The sequence below is a fragment of the Saccharopolyspora sp. NPDC002578 genome (genome assembly GCF_053592695.1).
In genome coordinates this window covers 53,499-71,867 of record NZ_JBSFWJ010000030.1, presented here as the reverse complement: position 1 = coordinate 71,867, position 18,369 = coordinate 53,499, and the positions used below count along the sequence as shown (strand labels likewise).

General features: G+C 68.6%; 24 protein-coding genes and 1 tRNA gene. 6 read left to right on the top strand and 19 right to left on the bottom strand.

Going from position 1 to position 18,369, the window contains the following annotated elements; genetic code table 11:
• Window positions 1–204: 204 nt before the first annotated feature.
• The gene (locus ACWD38_RS16385) at window positions 205–645 is read right to left on the bottom strand and encodes an Lrp/AsnC family transcriptional regulator (RefSeq protein WP_184476133.1); all 441 of its coding nucleotides are present in this window, start codon (window positions 643–645) and stop codon (window positions 205–207) included.
• A gap of 74 nt (window positions 646–719) precedes the next feature.
• Here ACWD38_RS16385 and ddaH point away from each other — a divergent pair, with 74 nt between their 5' ends.
• Complete coding sequence (ddaH, locus tag ACWD38_RS16380) at window positions 720–1,586, top strand: dimethylargininase (protein WP_184476136.1); 867 nt, start codon at window positions 720–722, stop codon at window positions 1,584–1,586.
• A 51-nt stretch (window positions 1,587–1,637) separates the two neighbouring features.
• Here the strand turns inward: ddaH and ACWD38_RS16375 are convergent, their stop codons facing one another.
• A complete protein-coding gene (locus tag ACWD38_RS16375; protein WP_184476139.1) occupies window positions 1,638–2,546 on the bottom strand; it encodes a YceI family protein in 909 nt (302 codons plus the stop codon).
• Window positions 2,547–2,876: 330 nt separating this feature from the next.
• Between ACWD38_RS16375 and htpX the strand changes: the two genes are divergently transcribed.
• Window positions 2,877–3,746 (top strand): zinc metalloprotease HtpX, encoded by an 870-nt coding sequence (gene htpX / locus ACWD38_RS16370; protein ID WP_184484568.1) that lies wholly within the window; start codon window positions 2,877–2,879, stop codon window positions 3,744–3,746.
• 7 nt (window positions 3,747–3,753) lie between these two features.
• Here the strand turns inward: htpX and rfbA are convergent, their stop codons facing one another.
• Together rfbA and ACWD38_RS16360 are read right to left on the bottom strand one after the other, a co-directional pair.
• Complete coding sequence (rfbA, locus tag ACWD38_RS16365; protein ID WP_184476142.1) at window positions 3,754–4,635, bottom strand: glucose-1-phosphate thymidylyltransferase RfbA; 882 nt, start codon at window positions 4,633–4,635, stop codon at window positions 3,754–3,756.
• Window positions 4,636–4,949: 314 nt separating this feature from the next.
• Window positions 4,950–5,441: a YajQ family cyclic di-GMP-binding protein gene (locus tag ACWD38_RS16360; protein WP_184476146.1), complete on the bottom strand. Its 492-nt coding sequence runs from the start codon at window positions 5,439–5,441 to the stop codon at window positions 4,950–4,952.
• A gap of 125 nt (window positions 5,442–5,566) precedes the next feature.
• Here ACWD38_RS16360 and ACWD38_RS16355 point away from each other — a divergent pair.
• A tRNA-Tyr gene (locus ACWD38_RS16355) sits at window positions 5,567–5,647 on the top strand.
• 122 nt (window positions 5,648–5,769) lie between these two features.
• Here ACWD38_RS16355 and ACWD38_RS16350 read toward each other — a convergent pair.
• The 13 genes from ACWD38_RS16350 to ACWD38_RS16290 all read right to left on the bottom strand — a co-directional run bounded on the left by ACWD38_RS16350 (window position 5,770) and on the right by ACWD38_RS16290 (window position 15,566).
• Window positions 5,770–7,131 carry a tyrosine-type recombinase/integrase gene (locus ACWD38_RS16350; protein ID WP_184476149.1) on the bottom strand — a complete coding sequence of 454 codons (1,362 nt, stop codon included), beginning with the start codon at window positions 7,129–7,131 and terminating at the stop codon, window positions 5,770–5,772.
• Entirely contained in the window at window positions 7,128–7,415 is a 288-nt protein-coding gene (locus ACWD38_RS16345; RefSeq protein WP_184476152.1) for a helix-turn-helix domain-containing protein, read from the bottom strand. The genes ACWD38_RS16350 and ACWD38_RS16345 overlap by 4 nt, the downstream gene beginning before the upstream one ends.
• Complete coding sequence (locus ACWD38_RS16340; protein ID WP_184476155.1) at window positions 7,412–8,659, bottom strand: DUF3631 domain-containing protein; 1,248 nt, start codon at window positions 8,657–8,659, stop codon at window positions 7,412–7,414. The genes ACWD38_RS16345 and ACWD38_RS16340 overlap by 4 nt, the downstream gene beginning before the upstream one ends.
• A 31-nt stretch (window positions 8,660–8,690) precedes the next feature.
• On the bottom strand, window positions 8,691–9,701 hold the full coding sequence (locus ACWD38_RS16335; RefSeq protein WP_184476159.1) for a bifunctional DNA primase/polymerase: 1,011 nt from the start codon (window positions 9,699–9,701) through the stop codon (window positions 8,691–8,693).
• Between the two features lie 18 nt (window positions 9,702–9,719).
• A complete protein-coding gene (locus ACWD38_RS16330; RefSeq protein ID WP_184476162.1) occupies window positions 9,720–10,322 on the bottom strand; it encodes a GGDEF domain-containing protein in 603 nt (200 codons plus the stop codon).
• Window positions 10,323–10,403: 81 nt separating this feature from the next.
• Window positions 10,404–10,661 (bottom strand): hypothetical protein, encoded by a 258-nt coding sequence (locus tag ACWD38_RS16325; protein WP_184476165.1) that lies wholly within the window; start codon window positions 10,659–10,661, stop codon window positions 10,404–10,406.
• A 141-nt stretch (window positions 10,662–10,802) separates the two neighbouring features.
• Complete coding sequence (locus tag ACWD38_RS16320; protein ID WP_184476168.1) at window positions 10,803–12,983, bottom strand: FtsK/SpoIIIE domain-containing protein; 2,181 nt, start codon at window positions 12,981–12,983, stop codon at window positions 10,803–10,805.
• Complete coding sequence (locus ACWD38_RS16315; RefSeq protein ID WP_184476171.1) at window positions 12,980–13,831, bottom strand: ABC transporter permease; 852 nt, start codon at window positions 13,829–13,831, stop codon at window positions 12,980–12,982. The genes ACWD38_RS16320 and ACWD38_RS16315 overlap by 4 nt, the downstream gene beginning before the upstream one ends.
• Window positions 13,828–14,067: a hypothetical protein gene (locus tag ACWD38_RS16310; protein ID WP_246456643.1), complete on the bottom strand. Its 240-nt coding sequence runs from the start codon at window positions 14,065–14,067 to the stop codon at window positions 13,828–13,830. The genes ACWD38_RS16315 and ACWD38_RS16310 overlap by 4 nt, the downstream gene beginning before the upstream one ends.
• Before the next feature lie 86 nt (window positions 14,068–14,153).
• Complete coding sequence (locus tag ACWD38_RS16305; RefSeq protein ID WP_184476173.1) at window positions 14,154–14,582, bottom strand: NUDIX domain-containing protein; 429 nt, start codon at window positions 14,580–14,582, stop codon at window positions 14,154–14,156.
• A gap of 29 nt (window positions 14,583–14,611) precedes the next feature.
• Window positions 14,612–14,794 (bottom strand): hypothetical protein, encoded by a 183-nt coding sequence (locus ACWD38_RS16300; protein WP_184476176.1) that lies wholly within the window; start codon window positions 14,792–14,794, stop codon window positions 14,612–14,614.
• Window positions 14,795–14,817: 23 nt separating this feature from the next.
• Window positions 14,818–15,282, bottom strand: coding sequence for a DUF3307 domain-containing protein (locus ACWD38_RS16295; protein WP_184476179.1), 465 nt, complete (start codon window positions 15,280–15,282; stop codon window positions 14,818–14,820).
• The gene (locus ACWD38_RS16290) at window positions 15,282–15,566 is read right to left on the bottom strand and encodes a hypothetical protein (RefSeq protein ID WP_450124361.1); all 285 of its coding nucleotides are present in this window, start codon (window positions 15,564–15,566) and stop codon (window positions 15,282–15,284) included. The genes ACWD38_RS16295 and ACWD38_RS16290 overlap by 1 nt, the downstream gene beginning before the upstream one ends.
• Before the next feature lie 164 nt (window positions 15,567–15,730).
• Between ACWD38_RS16290 and ACWD38_RS16285 the strand changes: the two genes are divergently transcribed.
• On the top strand, window positions 15,731–16,108 hold the full coding sequence (locus ACWD38_RS16285; RefSeq protein ID WP_184476185.1) for a helix-turn-helix domain-containing protein: 378 nt from the start codon (window positions 15,731–15,733) through the stop codon (window positions 16,106–16,108).
• A 32-nt stretch (window positions 16,109–16,140) separates the two neighbouring features.
• Here the strand turns inward: ACWD38_RS16285 and ACWD38_RS16280 are convergent, their stop codons facing one another.
• Window positions 16,141–16,341 (bottom strand): hypothetical protein, encoded by a 201-nt coding sequence (locus ACWD38_RS16280; RefSeq protein WP_184476188.1) that lies wholly within the window; start codon window positions 16,339–16,341, stop codon window positions 16,141–16,143.
• A gap of 203 nt (window positions 16,342–16,544) precedes the next feature.
• On the opposite strand from ACWD38_RS16280, the gene ACWD38_RS16275 reads away from it, so the two are divergent.
• Entirely contained in the window at window positions 16,545–17,285 is a 741-nt protein-coding gene (locus tag ACWD38_RS16275; protein ID WP_184476191.1) for a helix-turn-helix domain-containing protein, read from the top strand.
• Between the two features lie 10 nt (window positions 17,286–17,295).
• Window positions 17,296–17,772, top strand: a complete 477-nt coding sequence (locus ACWD38_RS16270; protein ID WP_184476194.1) for an NUDIX domain-containing protein — start codon at window positions 17,296–17,298, stop codon at window positions 17,770–17,772.
• Here ACWD38_RS16270 and ACWD38_RS16265 read toward each other — a convergent pair.
• Window positions 17,760–18,311, bottom strand: a complete 552-nt coding sequence (locus tag ACWD38_RS16265; protein ID WP_184476197.1) for an HD domain-containing protein — start codon at window positions 18,309–18,311, stop codon at window positions 17,760–17,762. The genes ACWD38_RS16270 and ACWD38_RS16265 overlap by 13 nt on opposite strands.
• Window positions 18,312–18,369 lie beyond the last annotated feature (58 nt).

Below are 18,369 nucleotides of genomic sequence, written 5' to 3'. Positions count from 1 at the left end.
GGCTTCCTCGCTGCGGGATCTTTTTTCCAAGTGGCTCCGCCACGAGGAAAAAAGCTGTCCTCGCGAGGAAGCCGCTGAGAACCCGCCGGTGGTCGTCTTGCTTTGGTGGTCACTGCTCAGCGGCTGCGGCCGCTGACAGGACAACGACCGATGACGTCGCTCGCCTGGTGAGGCACGGTCAAAGACAGGCGTTGAACCGGTCGCTCACGGTTGCGGTGGGCGCTCCAGCAGGCGGGACAGCACCACCGTCGACACGGTGCGGCTGATGAACTCCACCGCGCGCAACCGTTCCAGGGCGGTCTCCAGGTGGTGGATGTCCGCGGCCCGCAGGTGCACGATCGCGTCGGCCGGGCCGGACACCGTGTAGGCGGCCACCACCTCCGGCAGCGGTTCCAGGCCGCTGCGGATGCGGTGCGTGGGCACGTTGCCGTGGCAGTGCACCTCGACGAAGGCCTCCGTGCCCCACCCCAGGGCCTCCGGGTCGACGACCGCGGTGAACCCGCGCAGGATTCCCAGGTCCAGCAGCTTGTCCACCCGGCGCTTCACCGCGGGGGCGGAGAGCCCGACCACGGCGCCGATCTCGGCGTAGCTCGCCCGCGCGTCCGTCACCAGCTGCGAAACGATTCGCTGATCCAAGGTGTCCATGCGCAACATACTGCCGCAATTCGCGCAATGGAGCGTTATTGAACGTCGTCGGAGGCCCGATTAGATTTCGTATCATGACGGTCACCGCCGCATTCGCGGATCAGCAGGCCGCGCCGCGCCCCGGCGCCCGCACTCCCACGTTGCGCAACTACGTGATGTGCCCGCCGGAGCACTTCGCGGTGGAGTACGTGATCAACCCGTGGATGGATCCGGACGAACCGGTCGACGTCGCGGTGGCGATGCGGCAGTGGCGGGAGCTCAAGGAGACCTACGAGCGGCTCGGCCACGCCGTGTCGGTGGTGCCCGCGCAGCCGGGGCTGCCGGACATGGTGTTCGCGGCGAACTCCGGCACCGTCGTCGGCGGCCGGGTGCTGGGCTCCCGGTTCCGGGCCGAGCAGCGCGCGGCGGAGGCCGAGCACTTCCGCCGCTGGTTCGGCGAGAACGGCTACCGCGAGATCGTGATGCCCGCGCGGATCAACGAGGCCGAGGGCGATTTCGCGTGGACCGGTGGCCTGCTGCTGGCGGGCACCGGTTTCCGCACCGACCCGGAAGCGCACGCGGAGGCGCAGGAGGCGCTGGGCGTGCCGGTGGTCTCGCTGCGGCTGGTCGACGCCCGTTACTACCACCTGGACACCGCGCTGTTCGTCCTGGAGCAGGGCGCGCACCCGCAGATCGCCTACTACCCGGAGGCGTTCTCGCCGGGTTCGCGACGGGTGCTGCAGCGGTTGTTCCCGGACGCGGTGATCGCCGACGCCGCCGACGCCTCGTGCCTCGGGCTCAACGGCGTCTCGGACGGCCGCAACGTGGTGCTGCCGCTGGAGGCGACCGGACTGGCGGAGCAGCTGCGGGCGCGCGGGTACGAGCCGATCCACGTCGACGTCTCGGAGCTGCGAAAGTCGGGCGGTGGCCCGAAGTGCTGCACGATGGAACTGCACGGCTGAGCTGATCAGCAGGGAGCGCCGACGGTTCCCCGCAACCGTCGGCGCGGGCGATCACTGCTCCAGCACGGCCTGCACGCCGAGTTCGATCTCGACGGTCGGGCCGACGACGGCGATGCCCTTGGCGAGCGTCGCCTGCCAGTTCACCGCGTAGTCCTCGCGGCGCAGGCTGGTGGTGGCGCGGCAGGCGGCCCGGCGGTCGCTGTCGAAGCCGGGGCCCTGCCAGGTGCGCTGCCCCAGGTAGGCGGTGTCGAGCTGCACGTTGCTGCTGCTGCCGCGCAGCGTGAACGCGCCGTCGATCAGCCAGCGGTCGCCGCGGACCTGGTGGAACTTCGTGCTGCTGAAGTACAGCTTCGGGTAGTTCTCCACGTCGAGGAAGTCCGCCGACTTCAGGTGCGTGTCCCGCATGTTCACGCCGGTGTCGATGCTGTCGGCGTCGATCACCACGTCGATCCGGGAGTCCTCGAAGCGCGGCGCGACCTGGATCTGGCCTTCGAAGGCGTTGAACCGCCCGCGGATCTTCGACATGCCGACGTGCTGCGCGACGAAGTGGATCTCGGTGTGGGTGGGGTCGAAGGTCCACACGCCCGGCTGGGGCAGCGCCAGCGAGTTGTCCGACTCCAGCCGCACGCCGCCGAGCGAGGTGTGCTGGTTGACCCGCACCTCGATGCGCGCGCTCTTGCGCTTGAACCCGCCGGCGCTGATCGAGATCTTGTGCATGCCCGGTTGCACCGTTGCGAGGAACGAGCCGTAGCTGTCCGTCTCGGAGTGCGCGATCTGCTGGTTGAGCCGGTCGGTGATGGTGACCAGCGCACCCGGCAGCAGCTTGCCCATCTCGTCGTGCACCTGGCAGCTGATCACGCCGCCATCGAGGGGGGTTTCCGGCAGGTATCCGGCGTTTCCGGCGCCGGGCCGTGGAGCGGCGCCGGTGTTGCCGCGACGCCTGCGCAATTTGGCGAACATCTGGGATCCTTTCCGCTCTCCCGCCGACCCCCAGGCGGGAAAGTTGTTCATTTCGGTGGCGCGGCCATGCTAGGCCCGACGGATCTTGGTGTCCCGGTCCCATGTGGTCTGATCGCACCGTTGCAGGTCATCGTTGCACCATGGTCGAATCGGTCTGGACCTACCGGGTGGCGTGGGGCACGCCACGAGAGCGGAACTTCGGTCGTCCGCCGCGCGTTTTCCCTATGACTCCCGACCACGTCGACGAGTGACGTCGCAGGTCGAGGGCGTTCCAGCAGAGCCCGGAGGAGACACACGGTGAGCAGCGACAGGCACGGAGGGCGCGGCGTGGTGGGCGGGCATTTCAACGGACTCAAGACCGCGCTGCTGCTCGGCGGGATGAGCGCCCTGGTCCTTCTGGTCGGCTCCTTGTTCGGCCGGATGGGCCTGGTCATCGCGTTGGTCGTGGCGCTGGGCATGAACGGCTACGCCTATTTCAATTCGGCAAAGCTGGCGTTGCGTTCCATGCACGCGCGTCCCGTGTCCGAAGCGGAGCAGCCCGCGATGTACCGCATCGTCCGGGAACTGGCCACCTCCGCCCGCCAGCCGATGCCCGCGCTGTACCTCAGCCCGACGCGGGCGCCGAACGCGTTCGCCACCGGCCGCAACCCGCGCAACGCCGCCGTCTGCTGCACGACCGGCATCCTCGAACTGCTCGACGAGCGGGAGCTGCGCGCCGTGCTCGGCCACGAGCTGTCCCACGTCTACAACCGGGACATCCTGATCTCCAGCGTCGCGGGGGCGCTGGCGAGCGTGGTGACGTTCCTGGCGAACTTCGGGATGTTGTTCGGGATGTTCGGCGGCAACGACGAGAACCGGCCGAGCCCGGTGGCGATGCTGCTGATCGCCCTGCTCGGGCCCGTCGCGGCGGGCGTGGTGCAGATGGCGGTGAGCCGGTCCCGGGAGTACCAGGCGGACGCGTCCGGCGCCGAGCTCACCGGGGACCCGCTGGCGCTGGCCTCGGCGCTGCGCAAGCTGGAGCGCGGCACGCAGGAGGCCCCGCTCGCCCCGGACCCGAAGCTCGTGTCGCAGTCGCACCTGATGATCGCCAACCCGTTCCGCCCCGGTGAGCGGATGGCGCGATTGTTCTCCACCCACCCGCCCATCAGCGACCGGGTGCAACGCCTGGAAGGCATGGCGGGCCGGCGCCTCATGCCGTGAGCCGGCGTCAGGTGGTGGCGCCGGCCGAGCGGGCCACTTCCATGACGTATTCGCCGTAGGCGGACTTCGCGAGCTTGGTGCCCAGCGCGTGGCACTGCTCCGCGGAGATGAAGCCCATCCGCAGCGCGATCTCCTCCAGGCACGCGATGCGGACTCCCTGGCGGTGCTCCAGCACCTGCACGAACTGGCCGGCTTCCAGCAGCGAATCGTGGGTGCCGGTGTCCAGCCAGGCGTAGCCGCGGCCCAGCTCCGTCAGGTGCGCCCGCCCTTGCCGCAGGTAGGCCATGTTGACGTCGGTGATCTCCAGCTCGCCGCGCGGCGACGGCGTCAGGCCGCGGGCGATGTCCACCACGTCGTTGTCGTAGAAGTAGAGGCCGGTGATGGCCTTGTTGGACCGCGGCTGCTCCGGCTTCTCCACGATGGACACGAGCTTCCCGTCGGAGTCGACCTCGCCGACGCCGTAGCGGTGCGGGTCGCGCACCGGGTAGCCGAACAGCGTGCACCCGTGCAGGTCGCGGGTGCTCTGCTGCAACACCCGGGAGAACCCCTGGCCGTAGAAGATGTTGTCGCCCAGCACCAGCGCCACCGGGTCGGAGCCGATGAAGTCCGCGCCGATCACGAAGGCCTCGGCGAGCCCGTTCGGCTGCGGCTGCTCCGCGTACTCGATGCTGATGCCGAACTGCGAACCGTCCCCGAGCAGCCGCTGGAACAGCGGCAGGTCCACCGGGGTGGAGATGAGCAGGACGTCCCGGATCCCGGCGAGCATCAGCACCGACAGCGGGTAGTACACCATCGGCTTGTCGTAGACGGGCAGCAGCTGCTTCGACACGCCCTGCGTCAACGGGTGCAGCCGGGTGCCGCTGCCACCCGCGAGCACGATTCCCTTCACCCGGACATCCCTCCAGAGCCTGTCGGTCGTCACCACGGTAGACGACCCGGCCCTGGAGGTAACCGCAGTTTCCCGCCCGCAGTGGCCCGTTCCACGCCCGCGCCGAGAGCCTGAGCCGCTCAAGATCAATGCGAAAGCGCTCCGGCGGGGCCGAGGCCGCGGCGGAGCGTGTTCGGGCGGCTACGGCGACGACAGGCGGTGTTCCGGGCGCCCGACGTGATCGTCACGCCCGGGATCCCCGGACCGGGTGCCGAACCTGCCCTGCCTGGCACCCGGCCTGGTTCCACGACCGGCCCGCGGCGAAGCGGCCGGGATCAGCGGAAGTTCTCGAACTGCAGCGCCACGTCGAAGTCGGTGGACTTCAACAGCTGGATCACGTTCTGCAGGTCGTCCTTCTTCTTGCCCGAGACCCGCAGCTGCTCGCCCTGGATCTGAGCCTGCACGCCCTTCGGGCCCTCGTCGCGGATCTTCTTCGAGATCTTCTTCGCCACGTCCTGCTCGATGCCCTGCACGACCTTGCCGCTGACCCGGTACACCTGCCCGGAGCTGGCGGGCTCACCCACGTCGAACGCCTTCAACGAGATGCCGCGCTTGATCAGCTTCTCCTTGAACACCTCGATCGCGGCCCGGCACCGCTCCTCGGTCTCGGACTCCAGCGCGATCGCCTCCTGCCCCGACCACTGGATCTTCGTGCCCGTACCGCGGAAGTCGAACCGGTTCGCCAACTCCTTGGCGGCCTGATTCAGCGCGTTGTCCACTTCCTGCCGGTCCACCTTGCTCACCACGTCGAACGACGGGTCTGCCACCTCGCATACCTCCTGTTGGAACGGGACGTCTCGCCCGGACACGCTACCGGCACCACCCCCTCCGGAACCGGTCGACGCACACCTGTATTCTTGTCCCCGCAAGCCAGCGCGAGCTGGCAGGCGAAGCCAGGTTGCCCGAGCGGCCAAAGGGAGCTGACTGTAAATCAGCCGCGCAAGCTTCGGAGGTTCGAATCCTCCACCTGGCACACCAGCCACAACGGCCCGGTGACCTGCAAAGACAGGGTCACCGGGCCGTTTTGCGTTGTCCGGTCGTGTCCGGCTGACTACGGCCGTTGGCGGGTGTCTGTGCCGAATGCGTGCCGAAATCTCACCGGTCGCCGAGCAGGTCTTGGACCCGCTGCCGAGCCGCTGTCTCGCCTCCGTCGAGGCACTTCGCGTAGACCCGAAGCAGGACGTGAACGCTGTGCCCCGCCCACTCGGCTACTCGCGTCGGCTCCACGCCCGCGTTGAGCCAGGTGGACACCGCGGCGTGGCGGAGGTCGTAGGGCCGCTTCGCCAATGGCGACGCCTGGACCTCCTCGGTGAACACCGCAGCACGGGCACGCGCCCACACGCGGCCGTAGACGCTGCTTCCGAGCCGCCCGCCGCTCCGCTGGCCGGGGAACAGCCGGCCATCGGGCGCGGTGCCGTACAGCCGCAGATGGCGGTTCAGGTAGTTCGTGAGTCCCGGCGAGCAGGGGACCGGGCGGCCCACTCCGTCTTCCCGGTGTTTGAGCCCGCGTACTTCGCTGCGGGTTCTGCTGTCGCTCCACTGGCTACCAACTTCGGGGGCGGCTTGTTCGAGGTAGATCTCACCCCATCCACTGCTGGGAAGAGCGAGGTTGCGCTTACTGATTTCGGCGGCCTCCTCCGGGCGCAGAGCGCCAAAGTAGAGCAGCGCGAAGAACGCGGTCAGCCTGTCGTTGATGTCCTCCACCGCATTGAGCAGGGTTCGGGCCTGAACTGGATTGGCCACGCTCCGGCGGTCCACCAGCCGAAGTGAAGTCGTCGCCTTCTTCAGCTTGATCTCGGTCATCGGATTCGTCCGGAGCAGGTTCCTTTCCCGCGCGAAGTCGAGTGCTTCCTTCAACGTCGTTCGCCGTAGCCGCACGGTGTTCGCGGCAGCCCTCCCGCCGTCATGGTTGTAATCGAGTGCGCTAAGCAGCTTCCGGAGAGCGTCAGGCTCGGAAAGCTCGGAGACGTGACGACTGTTCCGGCCGAACCAGCGCAACCACCCGGTGATCTCCTCGGGGTGGGCCGCGCTGCGCGTGGTCGTGCTGAACGCGGAGCGGAGCGCCTTGCTCGCCGCCTGCCTGTCCCGCCCGTCGAGCGGAGCGCGCAGCAGCGCGAGAGTGATCGGAATCAGGGAATCCGCGATGCTCTTCCGACTGTTCGGCGCGATGTCGGGCCACTTCATGTCGACGTACTCACACGCGAACTCGAACCAGGTCTGCTGGGCTGCGGCCTGCTGCTGCATGGTGACCGGAAGGCCGGTCGTGCACTCGAACGCGATCCCGTTCCGCGTCGCCGTGACGAGCTTCGACCGGAAGGCATCCGCGAGGTTGAAGGTGCTGAACGGCTCCTTGAACCGTTGAGTGGCGGCTCGCCAGCGCACCCAGTAGGTCGTCTTCGTCTTCCCCGTCCACTTGTCGATGGACCAGATGCGGACATCGTGAGTGGTCTCGCTCATGCGGCGTCCTCCAGGTCGATCAGCCAGCGATCCGCTTCAGTGCGGCGGATTCGGAGCCCGCCGTTCGGCAACTTCACGCACGCGGGGCCGATGCCCTTCGCACGCCACTCGTAGAAGGTCGAGCGCGAGATCTTCATCTGCCCGCAGAACTCCGGGACGGTCAGGAGCGCGGTTCGGCGCTCAACGCGGGGCGGTTTGGTGGCGGTAGCGCTCTTCTGACTGGACTTCGGAGGAATCGGGGCTCCCGTGGGCGAGGCGCGGCGACTTTGGCGGCGGTCGGTCATGCGGCGCCCCTTTCGGTGGTGGAGGGGGAAGCCGTCCCAGACGTCCCAGGCGTCGCGATGCTGGTCAGGCTGGGACGGTTTGGTTCGGTGGGACGCTTTGATCCGTCCCAGGGGTGCAAGGCGTCCCGCGTTGAGCTGGGCGGCGACGCTTGGGACGGCCGGGACGGCTCACCCCCAGGGGGTGAGCAGTAGCGGGTCCAGGCGTCGAGGAAGTCCGAGCGGCGGTAGCCCTTGGACTGGGTTCCGTCGGGGAAGCGGACGTTGCCGGAGCGGATGTCGAACTCGCCGAGCAGCCGGGCGAGCTTGGCTTGGGTGAGGCCTTGGGCGCCGTAGTCGCGCCAGGGTGCTTCGGGGTCGGCGTTGAGCTGGCGGATGAGTTCGCCGCTGGCGATCTCGTACTGATCGCCGAAGGCGGTGCGGCAGTCCACCAGTAGCCGGGTGCGCAGGGTTCCTTCGTTGTCGCCTTGGGACTCGGCGATCAGCGTGAGAGCGGCTTGGCGTGCCCGGTCGGGCCAGTCGCCGCCCGCGTGGTCGGCGACCGCGATCAGCGGTTCCCAGGTGTCGGCGGCGCGGTCTTCGATGGGCATCGGGGGTTCGGCGCGTTCGAGTTGGGCCAGGTCGGTGCGGAGCCAGTCGCCGATCCGTCCGGCGAGTTCCACGAGCGCGGGCCGGTCGCGTCGGTGCCGGTAGGGGGCGACTTTTTCGCCGGGTGCGCGGCGGCGCATGCGGATCACGACGGCGCGGTCTTCGATGGTGTCGGGCATGGTGCCGATTCCGGCGAGCGCGGCCATCGCGAACGTGGCGATCGATTCGACGCGGTTGGTGGCGGCGTCGTAGCGCTTGGCCGGGCGGTTGCGCTGGTGTCCGGCGTTGAGCAGCCCGCGCAGGTCCTCGTTCCCGTCGGCGTTGGGGCCGAAGATCGTGTCCGCCTCGTCGACGAGCATCGTGGGCGGGTCCTCGGTGATGGATCGGTACACGGCGGCCGGGCTGGCGTTGACGGTCAGGAACGGGTCGTGGCAGGTGGCCTCCACGACGTCGAGCAGGCGAGATTTCCCGCAGCGCTTCTCCGGGGCGCGGATGACCAGGCGCGGGGCGTGTGCCCAGGCGAGTTGTGCATGGCTGGCGGCGGTCCAGAGGACGACGGCGTCCAGGGCGTGCGGGCTGGGCAGGATCACGTAGCGGGTCAGGGCCGCGTGCAGCTCGTCGAGGAGTGCGGCGCCGGCGCGGGCGGGTTGAGGCTTCATCGGGGTGTCTCCAGGCGGGTCGATGGGGTGGTCATGCGGTATGGCCGTAGCCGTGGAGGGAGTCCGGTCCGTCGCGTGCGCCGCGTTGCCAGCCGCGTGCGGCGTTGCGGCGGGCGGTGGCTACCTCGATCGGTTTGCCGGTGCGCTGGCGGCGGCGGATCGCGGCGTCCACCAGGGCGTCGATGGCGTCGTGTTCGGACCACGGGGCCGTGTCGTGGACGACGAGGTTCGCCAGCCGCCGGGCGGAGGCGTAAAGGAGTCGCCAGCGCTCCCCGTCGCGGGTTTCGACCTTGTGCAGCTCGTCGTCCCAGACCCGCCGCCAGTAGCCGGGCGCATGGCCACCAGCCGGTCCAGCGGGAAGGTTGGGAGCCTCCCCCGGTTCGATCGCCGGGGGCGGCGGTACGGCTCGGCGAGCCAGCCAGTCGGGAAGCTCGGCGATGTCGATTCGGTTGGAGGTCCGTTCGTAGGTGCCGGTGCAGTCCTCCGGCGGCGCGGTGATCCGGCACGCCGGAGCCACCACGTAGCCACCCTGGGCACGGATGTCGATCTGGTGGCCGACTCGACCGCTGGCGTCACTGGTGGCGTCGAGCCCTGCCGGAGCCCGGAAGTACAGGTGCCTTCCGCCGCTCGGTGTCGAGATCTCCAGCGTCTCTGGCAAGTGCACGTTCTCGGCCGTGGTGATGGCGTGCAGTGCTTCCAACCCGTCCGCTACCTGGAGGGGCACGTCGTCTGCGGCGGGTGCGGCTGGTTTGGGCTTGCGGTCCAGGTCGAGGACCACCAGCCCGGACGGGCCGGTACTGATGCCGACGTTGGCGCGCGGGGTGTGCGTCCACCAATGGCGGATCACGGCCGGGTCGGTGGTGGCCGAGAGGTAGCCGTGGCACGGCACAGCGGCTGTCAGGCAGCGGCACTCGGTGGGAGTGCACTTGTCGGCCTTGCAGTACAGGCAGTTTCCGAACGGGCGCTTGCTGTTCGGCCGCAGCGGGAAGACGTACAGCCCGTGGTGTGCGAGCCAGGTGGCGAGTTCGAGCGAAGTCGTCATGGGTTCTCCTCTGGTGGCTCAGGCCGTGCGGTCCGGCGGCGTCAGGTCTCGGACTCGGCGAGGTCGTCCGGCCAGCGCCACGGCTGACCGTTGGGCGTGCTTGGCCCGGTACATCCGCCGGTCGGCCGCGCCGAGCAGCTCGCCGAGCGGGGCGCCGGCCTCGGCGACGGCCAGGCCGACGCTGCCCAGCGCGGTGAGGCGCCGGCCCCGCACTTCCAGCGGCTCGGCGAGTACCTGGGCGATCTCGTCGGCCCGGCGCTTCGCCGCCGCACGGCTGCCGATGTGGCCGAGGTGGACGGCGAATTCGTCGCCGTGCAGCCGCACGGCTCGCTCACCCGGCGCGGTGTTCTCCGCGAGGCGGGTGGCGACGGCGGCCAAGACCTCGTTGCCGAAGTCGTGGCCGTGGGTGTCGTTGATGGCCTTGAAGTGGTCCAGGTCGATGAGCAGCGCCCCGACGAGCCCAGACCGGCGGGTGCGGCGTGCGTGGCGTCGGAGTGCGGCGCGGTTGCCGATGCCGGTGAGTTCGTCGGTGTGCAATCGGCGGTCCAGGAAGGCCGCTGCGGTGGTGGCGGCCGCGGCCCATCCGGCGGTCATCAAGGGCAAGGTGAGTTCTGCGAACATGAGCGGTGCGCTCCTTCGGGAGTGAAGTGGTCCCGCCCGTCGGACTCCGGCCAGAGACAGCCGGGCGGGACCGCGGTTTCCTCAGCGGTTGCGGCGGTTCTTGCGGTGCAGACGCCGGTAGGCGTTCCACGCCTTGAGCCCGGCTCGGGGCCGCAGTCCGGTGCTCTTGCACGCGCCGCAGAGCCGGATGGCGCGGAGGAACGGGGAGCGGAATTTGCCCTCTCCGTGGCAGGTCCGGCAGGCCTTGAACGGCCAGAGCACGCAGCTCGCGATGTAACCGAGCGTGATGATGATCAGGGCGGCGATGAGGATGGTGCTCGCGGAGTTTGCGGGGGTCACAGGTGGCCTCCAGGCGGTTTCGGGCACAGATCGGCCCGCACGCCTCTAGGAACTAGGGCGCTGGTGGCAAACGGAATGGGTGTCTAGCGGGGTCTCTAGACCTAGAGGCGGCACCGTCTAGGGCTAGAGACCCGCCGGGGGCTATCCGGCATCGCGATGACGGTTACGTTCCGTGACTTCTTCGGTGATGTCGGCGCGGGTGATGCCGATGCGGCTCGCACCCTTGCCCTCGTCGGTTGTGCCCCAGACCTGCCCGGTGCGGATGCCGTGGCGCTTCAGTGCGGCGGTGAGGTCGGCAGCCTCCCGATAGGTGCCGTAGACGTCGGGTCGCAGTTCGTAGAGGCGTGCGATGACGCGTTCGTTCCAGACCTTCTTCTCCATCTCCGGCACTACGGTGAGGACGTCCTCAAGCAGCGTGTCCCGGCGGGAGTCCTGTTCGGACTGAAGCTGCTCGCCGATGGCATGGCCTGTCAGGGTCCCGGCCTGCTCGCGCAGGTGTCGGGCGTAGGCCACGACCTTGTCTGAGGCTGGTCCGTCGAGTCCGGCGACGCTGCGCACGATCTGCGCTTCGCTGCCTTCGCCGACGAGGTAGCCGATTCCCTTGTCGTCCCACGCGAACGTCGTGGCCCGCACGCCCTGCTTGTACTTCGACGTGCCCAAGACCATGTCGTTTTCGGTCTGTCCCTGGACCTTCAGGCAAAGGCGGGTCGAGACGTTGGCGCTGATGCCGGTGGGCAGGGATTTCGCGTCGGGGCGTTGGGTGGCGAGCATCAAGATGATGCCCAGCGCCGGGCCGCGTTTCACGAGGTCGGTGCAGATCGCTTCGAGCTCTTCGCCGAAGTCGGGGTGCTCGAACCACACCTGGCACTCATCGACCCCGATCACGATGGGGTGCAGCCGCAGCGTCTTGTTGCTGGCCAGGTCGGGGGTGACCTTGTTCTCCGGTGCCAGGCCCTGCTTCGCCAGGTCCCGGATCAGCTTCGCGCGGCGGCGCAGCTCGTCGCGTAGTGCTCGCAGGTCGGTGACGGCCTTGTCGATCTCCTCCGGTTCGTCCCCTACCCCGTGGACGTGGGTGACCGGTTCCAGCGGGTCGAGGTCGCCGGTGCCTTTGAGGTCGTAGGTGTGCAGCTCCGCCCGTGGATCGAGGGCGGCGATCAGCAGCAGCTCGCGGAGAGCGAACGTCTTGCCCATGCGGGGAATCGCCCCGATGACCACCGAGGTGAACATCAGCCGCAGATCCACCCACCGGCCACGCTGATCGGTCCCGAACGGCTGAGACTGGAACAGATCGACCCGGTTTCCCTTGCGCAGCGCCCAAGCGGGCTGGGTCGCCTTACGCATGTCCTGATCGCCCACCCACAGGATCAGGCGTCCGGCGTGTTCGGCGTTGTCGGCCTCCGGCCACACGCAGCCCAACGGGCGCCGGAGCCCGGAGGCGAGTTTGGCGCGACGCTCCATGATGTCGCCCGGCGTCACCCCCGGCGGCAGATCGATGTCCGCACGCCAGCCCTTGCCATCGCGAGCGATCGGACGCGGGAACCCGACCCCGGTTCCGCCCTTGCCCAATGCCTGGTTGATTAGCGAGATCCCCAGCGATGCCAGTGCGGTTTCGACGGCGCCGGAGGTGAGCTTGGGGACCTTGGTGGACTCCACCGCTCGCGACGCGATCGGCTTGTCAGAAGGCGCTCCCAACCAGCCGAGTCCCGCCAGCGCGAGCGCGACCGTGGCCCACTGTGCGGCGGCGGGAAGCACGGCATGACCGAGCAGGATCGCGGCCAACCCCACGGCGCCGAGGCCGGCGGCCAGGAACGCGCGAGCACGGACCCGCCCGTCCCGCTGCTGCGAGAGCTTCAGGTACTCGGCGGCGTCCTCCCGCCGCGCCGACGCGAGCCGCACCGGGAGGCCCTCGGCATCACCGATCCACCGCAACAGACCGCCGACCATCCGGAGCGATCCTGCGGGGATCCGCATGACGACCCGAGTGACGTAGACCGGGCACCGCACGGCGTGGAACCCGGCACTGTGTCCGGCGTAGCCCAGCGCCCACCGTGCGGTGGCCCGGAACTCCTCGGCGTCCTTGGCCCAGGCCGGGAGGATGGGGAGTCGCTTATCGGCACGAACCAGGGCCGAACCGGGCTCGGATTTCGTCGGCTGGCCCACCTGTGGCGGCTTGACGATCTCGCCGTCGATCACCTCCGTCTCGGCCGACTCGGTCGCGGGCTGCTCGGTGTTGGGCGTGGTGACCCGTTCGGAAGGCAGGTGCAGGACTCGGGCGGTCTGCTGCTCGTCCTGGTCGTGGTGCTGTTCGTCGTGGTCGGTCATGGGGTCACCTCCGGGTGGTCGGTGTGCAGCAGGTGAGTCAGGGCCGCGCCCATGCCGAGTACGGCGACCGGCAGGCACGCGACCAGGGTGGTGATCCACCAGGGGGCTGCGGTCATGCCTGCGGCGGTCATCAGGTGGTAAGCGACCTGCCCGAGCGCGCCGAGCCCCAGCGAGCCGAGCGCGGAGACCTGGGCGAACCGGCGTGCCCTGTGCGGGACCTGGCCGGACAGCCACACCCGCAGGGCATAAGCGGCGTAGGTCTCGACTCCGATGGGGAGGGTGATCGCGGTGTTGAGTTCGAGCCCGTCCCAGATGCCCGGAAGCGGGTGCACGATGCCGAACCCGGTGAGTCCGCCGAGGCCGACCCAGCCGGACCAGATCGCCACGAACGCGGGCAACGCCAGCAACAGCACCGGCCAACGCGAAACCGGCTTGCCCACGGTCGGGGGCTCCGGGTTCGTGATCTTGCTGACCTGCTCCGGGGCCATCGGCTCCGCCTGGTCGTCGGTGGCCGGAGTCTCGGGCTCGTCGCGCTCGGCGGGGCCGGGATCGGCGGGTTCCGGCTCCGGGCCGTTCTCTTCGGCGTGGTCCTCGGCGGGCGGCTTTGCCGCCTGCCCGGCGGAGTCGTTCGAGTCCGGTTCGGAGACCAGGTGCAGCCGGACCGGGTTCGGTTCCGGGGTGGTTTCGGCGAGCAGGTCCAGCACGGTGTTGGCCTTCTTTGCCCCGATCCGCAGTTCCGACATGAGCCGGTTCCGCGACGGCAGTTCACCGAGGTCGGCGGCGAGCTGCCGGGCCTGCGGCACGAGGTCTTCGATCGGGATCGGGTAGGCGCTCTTGGCGGTGGTCACCGGGCCACCTCCCGCAGCAGGCGCGGGGCGGGGACGCGGTCACCCAGGTGCTCGACGGCGAGCATCACGCCCTTCAGCAGCACGATCACGGCGAACGCGGCGAGGGCGGTGGTGCGCACCAGCCCTGAGGCCAGTGACAGCGCTACCAACAGCACGGCGGGCAGCACGCCCCACCGCAACGCCTGGAACGTCACCCGCACGGGCGGACTCACGATCCGGAACAGGCGCACTAGCATCGGAATCCTCCTGATTGATCACGAGATGGGTTGGGAGCCCCGGCCCAGCGCGGTTCTTGGCGGGATTGGCTGGGCCGGGGGCACCGCTAGCGGGAGTGGCGGCGCAGCGCGTCGCGCACGATCAGGTCGTGGTCGAACGCCAGACGGCGGGACAGCGCGATCTCGACGGGCATCCAGCGCGCGTCTCGCGCGTCGTCTCCGGCGGTGGCCTGCGGCATGGTCGGCAGCAGCGCGGTGAAGGCCACAGAGATCACTCGGCCGCGCGGGTCGCGCTCGGGCTCGTCGTAGACGCCGACCTGGTCCAGGTGCCCGGTGGTCAGGCCGGTCTCTTCGGTCAGCTCGCGGCGGGCGGCGGTGATGAACCGCTCCCCGTTGTCGACATAGCCACCCGGAAGCGCCCAGTGCCCCGCGAACGGCGTCCAACCCCTGCGGATGAGCAGCACGTGTCGCACTCCGCCGGACTCGGCGAACAGGACGATGTCGGTGGTCAGGCTGGCGTTGGTGATCTCAGACAAAGCAGTGCCCTTTCGGCCGTAGTTCGGGTTCAGTCGAAGGTGATGTCGCCGGTGATGACTCCGGCTTGGATGCCGACCACGCCACCGCGGTTGACGTTCACGACGGTGCCGCCGGGTTCGGTGATCGCCAGGTCGTCACGGTGCTCGCCCCGGGCGAGGTCATCGGCGGTGTAGGTCCGGCCTCCGATGTGGACGGTGAAGTTCTTAGGCATGGCTCCTCCTGGTGTTGCGGTGGTCAGAGAACGGCGGTGAGCAGGGCGGCCACAGCCAGCCACAGCCAGTGCCAGGACTGATCGAGCGCGTAAGCGCCGGTGCCCAAACTCGGGTTGTCGTCGCGACCGGTACGGGGTACGCCGAAGCGGTAGAACTCCCCGTTCCCGCACCACTCGGCGAGCGTCGCGAGCGTGAACCGGCGATCGGCCCAGTAGTGGGTGACCGCGCTGACCACCTGGCCGACGACGAACCCGGCCGGGCTGATCGGCAAGCCGAGCACCGCCCACAGCAGCGCGACCGTTCCGGCCGTGGCGGCGGTGTAGGACAGCACGTGCGCCGCACAGGAGAACCGCCCCAGCCAGTCCGGACGGCCCTTGTTCGCCGCCTGGTGCGAGGTCTGCAACCAGTGATCAGCGACGTGATGCGCCACCAGCAGCGCGGGCAGAACCGCAGCGAAGATCAGAGCGGGTTCGAGGTGCACGGCCATCACGCGGCCTCCCCGTCCAGCTCCCCCGCCGGAACCTCGGCAGCAGCGGAAACCAGGCGCAACACCGAGTTCCCGACGCGCCGTTGGTAGCGACGCAGCCGGACCCGCTCACCTGAACCCAACTCCGACCAGACGAACGGCGCCACCAGCGGCTCCGGCGAACCCAACTCCTCGGCGACGACCGCCTCCCAGTGGTCCCGCACGTGCAGGCGGTCCCACTCAGGCAAAGCGGCCTCGCAAAAGGCCAGGTCAATTCCGGAAAAGTCGTAGTCGTGAGGGGACATCCCTCAGCCTCCTTCCAAGCGATGTCGATAAAAGTAGCGCTACTAGTAGCGCTACACAAGATCGACGATGCCGCTGAACCGAAGGTTCGCGTGCACAGGTGGGCTCTTGATCGGTTGAAGCGCTATGATTTGCGCTGGTAGTAGCGGGTTCGGGGGAGGCTTACGTGGGCAAGCACTGGGACGCCGTAGCGACCGCCATCAACACCCGATTGGCCGAGTTGGACTTGACCCAGCGAGAGCTAGCGGAGCGGTCCGGTGTCAGCACGGCGACCCTGCGACAGCTCCAGAACAACTACGAGCCGCGCCGCCGGAGCCCGCGAACCTTGGCGGCGATCTCCGAAGGGCTCCGCTGGCCCGCTGATCACTTGGCCCAGGTGCTCGAAGGAGAAGTCTCGCGCGAAGACACCGGGACTCTCCGGTCCGACGTCGCTCGCCTCTCCCATGAGCTGACCGATGCCCGCACCGAGATCGACGATCTCCGGGCGGAAGTTCGGCAGCTCGGCACCAAGTTGAGCGACATCGAAGCGCGCGACGCTCGCTGAGCGCGCCCACAAGGAAAACGGAGTGCGCAACATTAGCTGACCTCACCGAAGAAGGTCATCAAGGACTTGCCTGCGCTCCCAATTCCCCCCGCCACTGACGTCACGAAGTGGGCCGCCGCCACCGGGCTCTGGATGACCGTCGCGAGCGCCGCGAACAGGAACAGGACGCCGATCAGCTTCGAGAGCGGGCCGCCGCCGGCCTTCGGTGCTCCGGGGATTGCGTTCTTCGCCATTGCTGCCTCCTAGGTCCGTCCGCACCGCGTATCGGTGCTGGTCTTTCCTTGCTGGCACCAATTTGACCGGGAACGCGCGGACGTTCCCACGGGTATTTGCTGGTCATTTGCAGACGTCCTGGGCGGGATATACCGTCCCAGCTGATCCCCCGAGGCGTCCCAAAACGCCCGGAGAACGTCCCGAAACGTCCCTTGGAGGTGTGGTGGCGAACGAGCGCCTGCGCGCAGCCACTCGCGCCGTCAACCTCACGATTGAGGAAGTCGCGAAGGCTGTCGACGTCGATCCGAAGACTGCCGAACGCTGGATCACGAAGGAACGGGTTCCACATCGGAAGACCCGTCGCGAGGTCGCGGAACTGCTCAACGTCGCCGAGGTCCAGCTCTGGCCCTCGCTAGCGGATGACCTGCACACATCGCCCAGCGACAACACCGAGTTGGTGCACCTCTACCCATCCCGCTCGGCGGTGCCGTTCGCGCTGTGGACAGAGCTGATCGCTGGCGTGCGGGAACGCATGGAGGTGCTGGTCTTCTCCGGTCAGTTCCTCGTCGAGCAGCACGACATCCTTCCGCTGGTGAAGCAGAAAGCGGAGTCGGGCGCACATGTCCGCTTCGCCGTGGGAGATGAAACGTCCCCAGCCGTCATTCAGCGGGCCGTCGAGGAAGGCACGACCGGCGGCCTGGAAGGTCGTATTCAGCTGATGCGGCGGTACCTGAGCAAGGTCTCCAGCTTGCCGAACGTTGAAGTCCGCACGCACGGAACGATCCTGTACAACTCGCTCTACCGCTTCGATGACCAGCTGCTCGTCAACGGGCACGCTTTCGGGGCGCTCGCCGGGGAGTGCCCCGTGATGCACCTGCGGAAGGTTCCCGACGGGCCGATGTGGGAGCACTACATGCAGTCCTTCGAGCGGGTCTGGAAAGAAGCCGAATCCGACACGCTGTGAGGAGAAGCCAGTGGCTCGCGTCGACTACTTCAACGACCCGGACGCGCCGAAGGCGAATTCGGTGGTCCCGTCCGTCACCGCGGTGATCCGCAACGCCGCTGGCGAGGTGCTGTTGATCCACAAGGTCGACAACGACCTGTGGGCGCTGCCCGGCGGCGGCCATGACGCGGGGGAGTCCATCACGGACACCGTGGTGCGGGAAGTTCAGGAAGAGACCGGCCTGGACGTCGAGGTCATGCGGCTGGTCGGCACCTACACCGATCCGCGCCACGTCATGGCCTACACCGATGGCGAAGTGCGGCAACAGTTCTCGCTGTGCTTCGAAGCTCGCTGGACCGGCGGTCGGCCGCGGGAAGACGGCAGCGAAACCAAGGCGGTCCGCTGGGTCGCCCCAGCGGACCTCGATCAGCTGACCATTCACGCGTCGATGCGCCTGCGGATCGATCATGCCCTGGACGAGACCCGAACGCAGCCCTACTTGGGCTGATCCTCGGCCAGCCGCCGTTCCGTGCGCGCCACGGCTTCAGCGAGCACCGGGCGTGCCTTGATCCAGGTGCGGTGCACGGGGTCATCTGGGGCGTACCGGCTCAGAATCTCGTCGATCCGCCCGGAGTAGGTCAGCCGTTGGCCGGCGGGGCCGGTCGTGAGATCAGCGGTTACCAGGGCGTCGAGCAAGGCGGAGTCCTCGAACGGGAACTCTGCGAGTTCGTGGTCAAGTCCGCGTTCGGCTGCTTCGAACCGGGCGCCGGAGTGGTGCGCCACGAGGTTCACGATGCGCTCCGGCCACTGCTGTTCCCGCAGGTATCGGGCACCGTCCAGCGGGTGGAAGCGGGTATGCCCGACCTCCTCGGCATATCCGATGTCGTGCAGCCAGGCCGCCGCGATCAGCGTGTCGCGGTCCTCGGGAGGCAGCGCTTCCTGTAACTCCGTCGCGCGGGAGGCGACGGCTTGAACGTGCAGCCAGCGCCGGCCGAGCGGCGCGACGAAACGTTCGGCCGTCTCGGCAGCTTGCGGTACCAACTCCATGCGTGCTCACGTTACCTTTCGATTCGTGCCCTGACGTGCACGTGACTGCGGTAGACCC

Coding starts and splice junctions, on each gene's coding strand:
- ACWD38_RS16375 (WP_184476139.1), bottom strand. CDS start 2,546: ATGTTCGCCAAATTGCGCAGGCGTCGCGGCAACACCGGCGCCGCTCCA.
- ACWD38_RS16265 (WP_184476197.1), bottom strand. CDS start 18,311: ATGGAGTTGGTACCGCAAGCTGCCGAGACGGCCGAACGTTTCGTCGCG.
- ACWD38_RS16295 (WP_184476179.1), bottom strand. CDS start 15,282: ATGGCCGTGCACCTCGAACCCGCTCTGATCTTCGCTGCGGTTCTGCCC.
- ACWD38_RS16280 (WP_184476188.1), bottom strand. CDS start 16,341: ATGGCGAAGAACGCAATCCCCGGAGCACCGAAGGCCGGCGGCGGCCCG.
- ACWD38_RS16320 (WP_184476168.1), bottom strand. CDS start 12,983: ATGACCGACCACGACGAACAGCACCACGACCAGGACGAGCAGCAGACC.
- ACWD38_RS16300 (WP_184476176.1), bottom strand. CDS start 14,794: ATGCCTAAGAACTTCACCGTCCACATCGGAGGCCGGACCTACACCGCC.
- ACWD38_RS16350 (WP_184476149.1), bottom strand. CDS start 7,131: ATGAGCGAGACCACTCACGATGTCCGCATCTGGTCCATCGACAAGTGG.
- ACWD38_RS16310 (WP_246456643.1), bottom strand. CDS start 14,067: ATGCTAGTGCGCCTGTTCCGGATCGTGAGTCCGCCCGTGCGGGTGACG.
- ACWD38_RS16335 (WP_184476159.1), bottom strand. CDS start 9,701: ATGACGACTTCGCTCGAACTCGCCACCTGGCTCGCACACCACGGGCTG.
- ACWD38_RS16340 (WP_184476155.1), bottom strand. CDS start 8,659: ATGAAGCCTCAACCCGCCCGCGCCGGCGCCGCACTCCTCGACGAGCTG.
- ddaH (WP_184476136.1), top strand. CDS start 720: ATGACGGTCACCGCCGCATTCGCGGATCAGCAGGCCGCGCCGCGCCCC.
- ACWD38_RS16290 (WP_450124361.1), bottom strand. CDS start 15,566: ATGTCCCCTCACGACTACGACTTTTCCGGAATTGACCTGGCCTTTTGC.
- ACWD38_RS16330 (WP_184476162.1), bottom strand. CDS start 10,322: ATGTTCGCAGAACTCACCTTGCCCTTGATGACCGCCGGATGGGCCGCG.
- ACWD38_RS16345 (WP_184476152.1), bottom strand. CDS start 7,415: ATGACCGACCGCCGCCAAAGTCGCCGCGCCTCGCCCACGGGAGCCCCG.
- ACWD38_RS16385 (WP_184476133.1), bottom strand. CDS start 645: ATGGACACCTTGGATCAGCGAATCGTTTCGCAGCTGGTGACGGACGCG.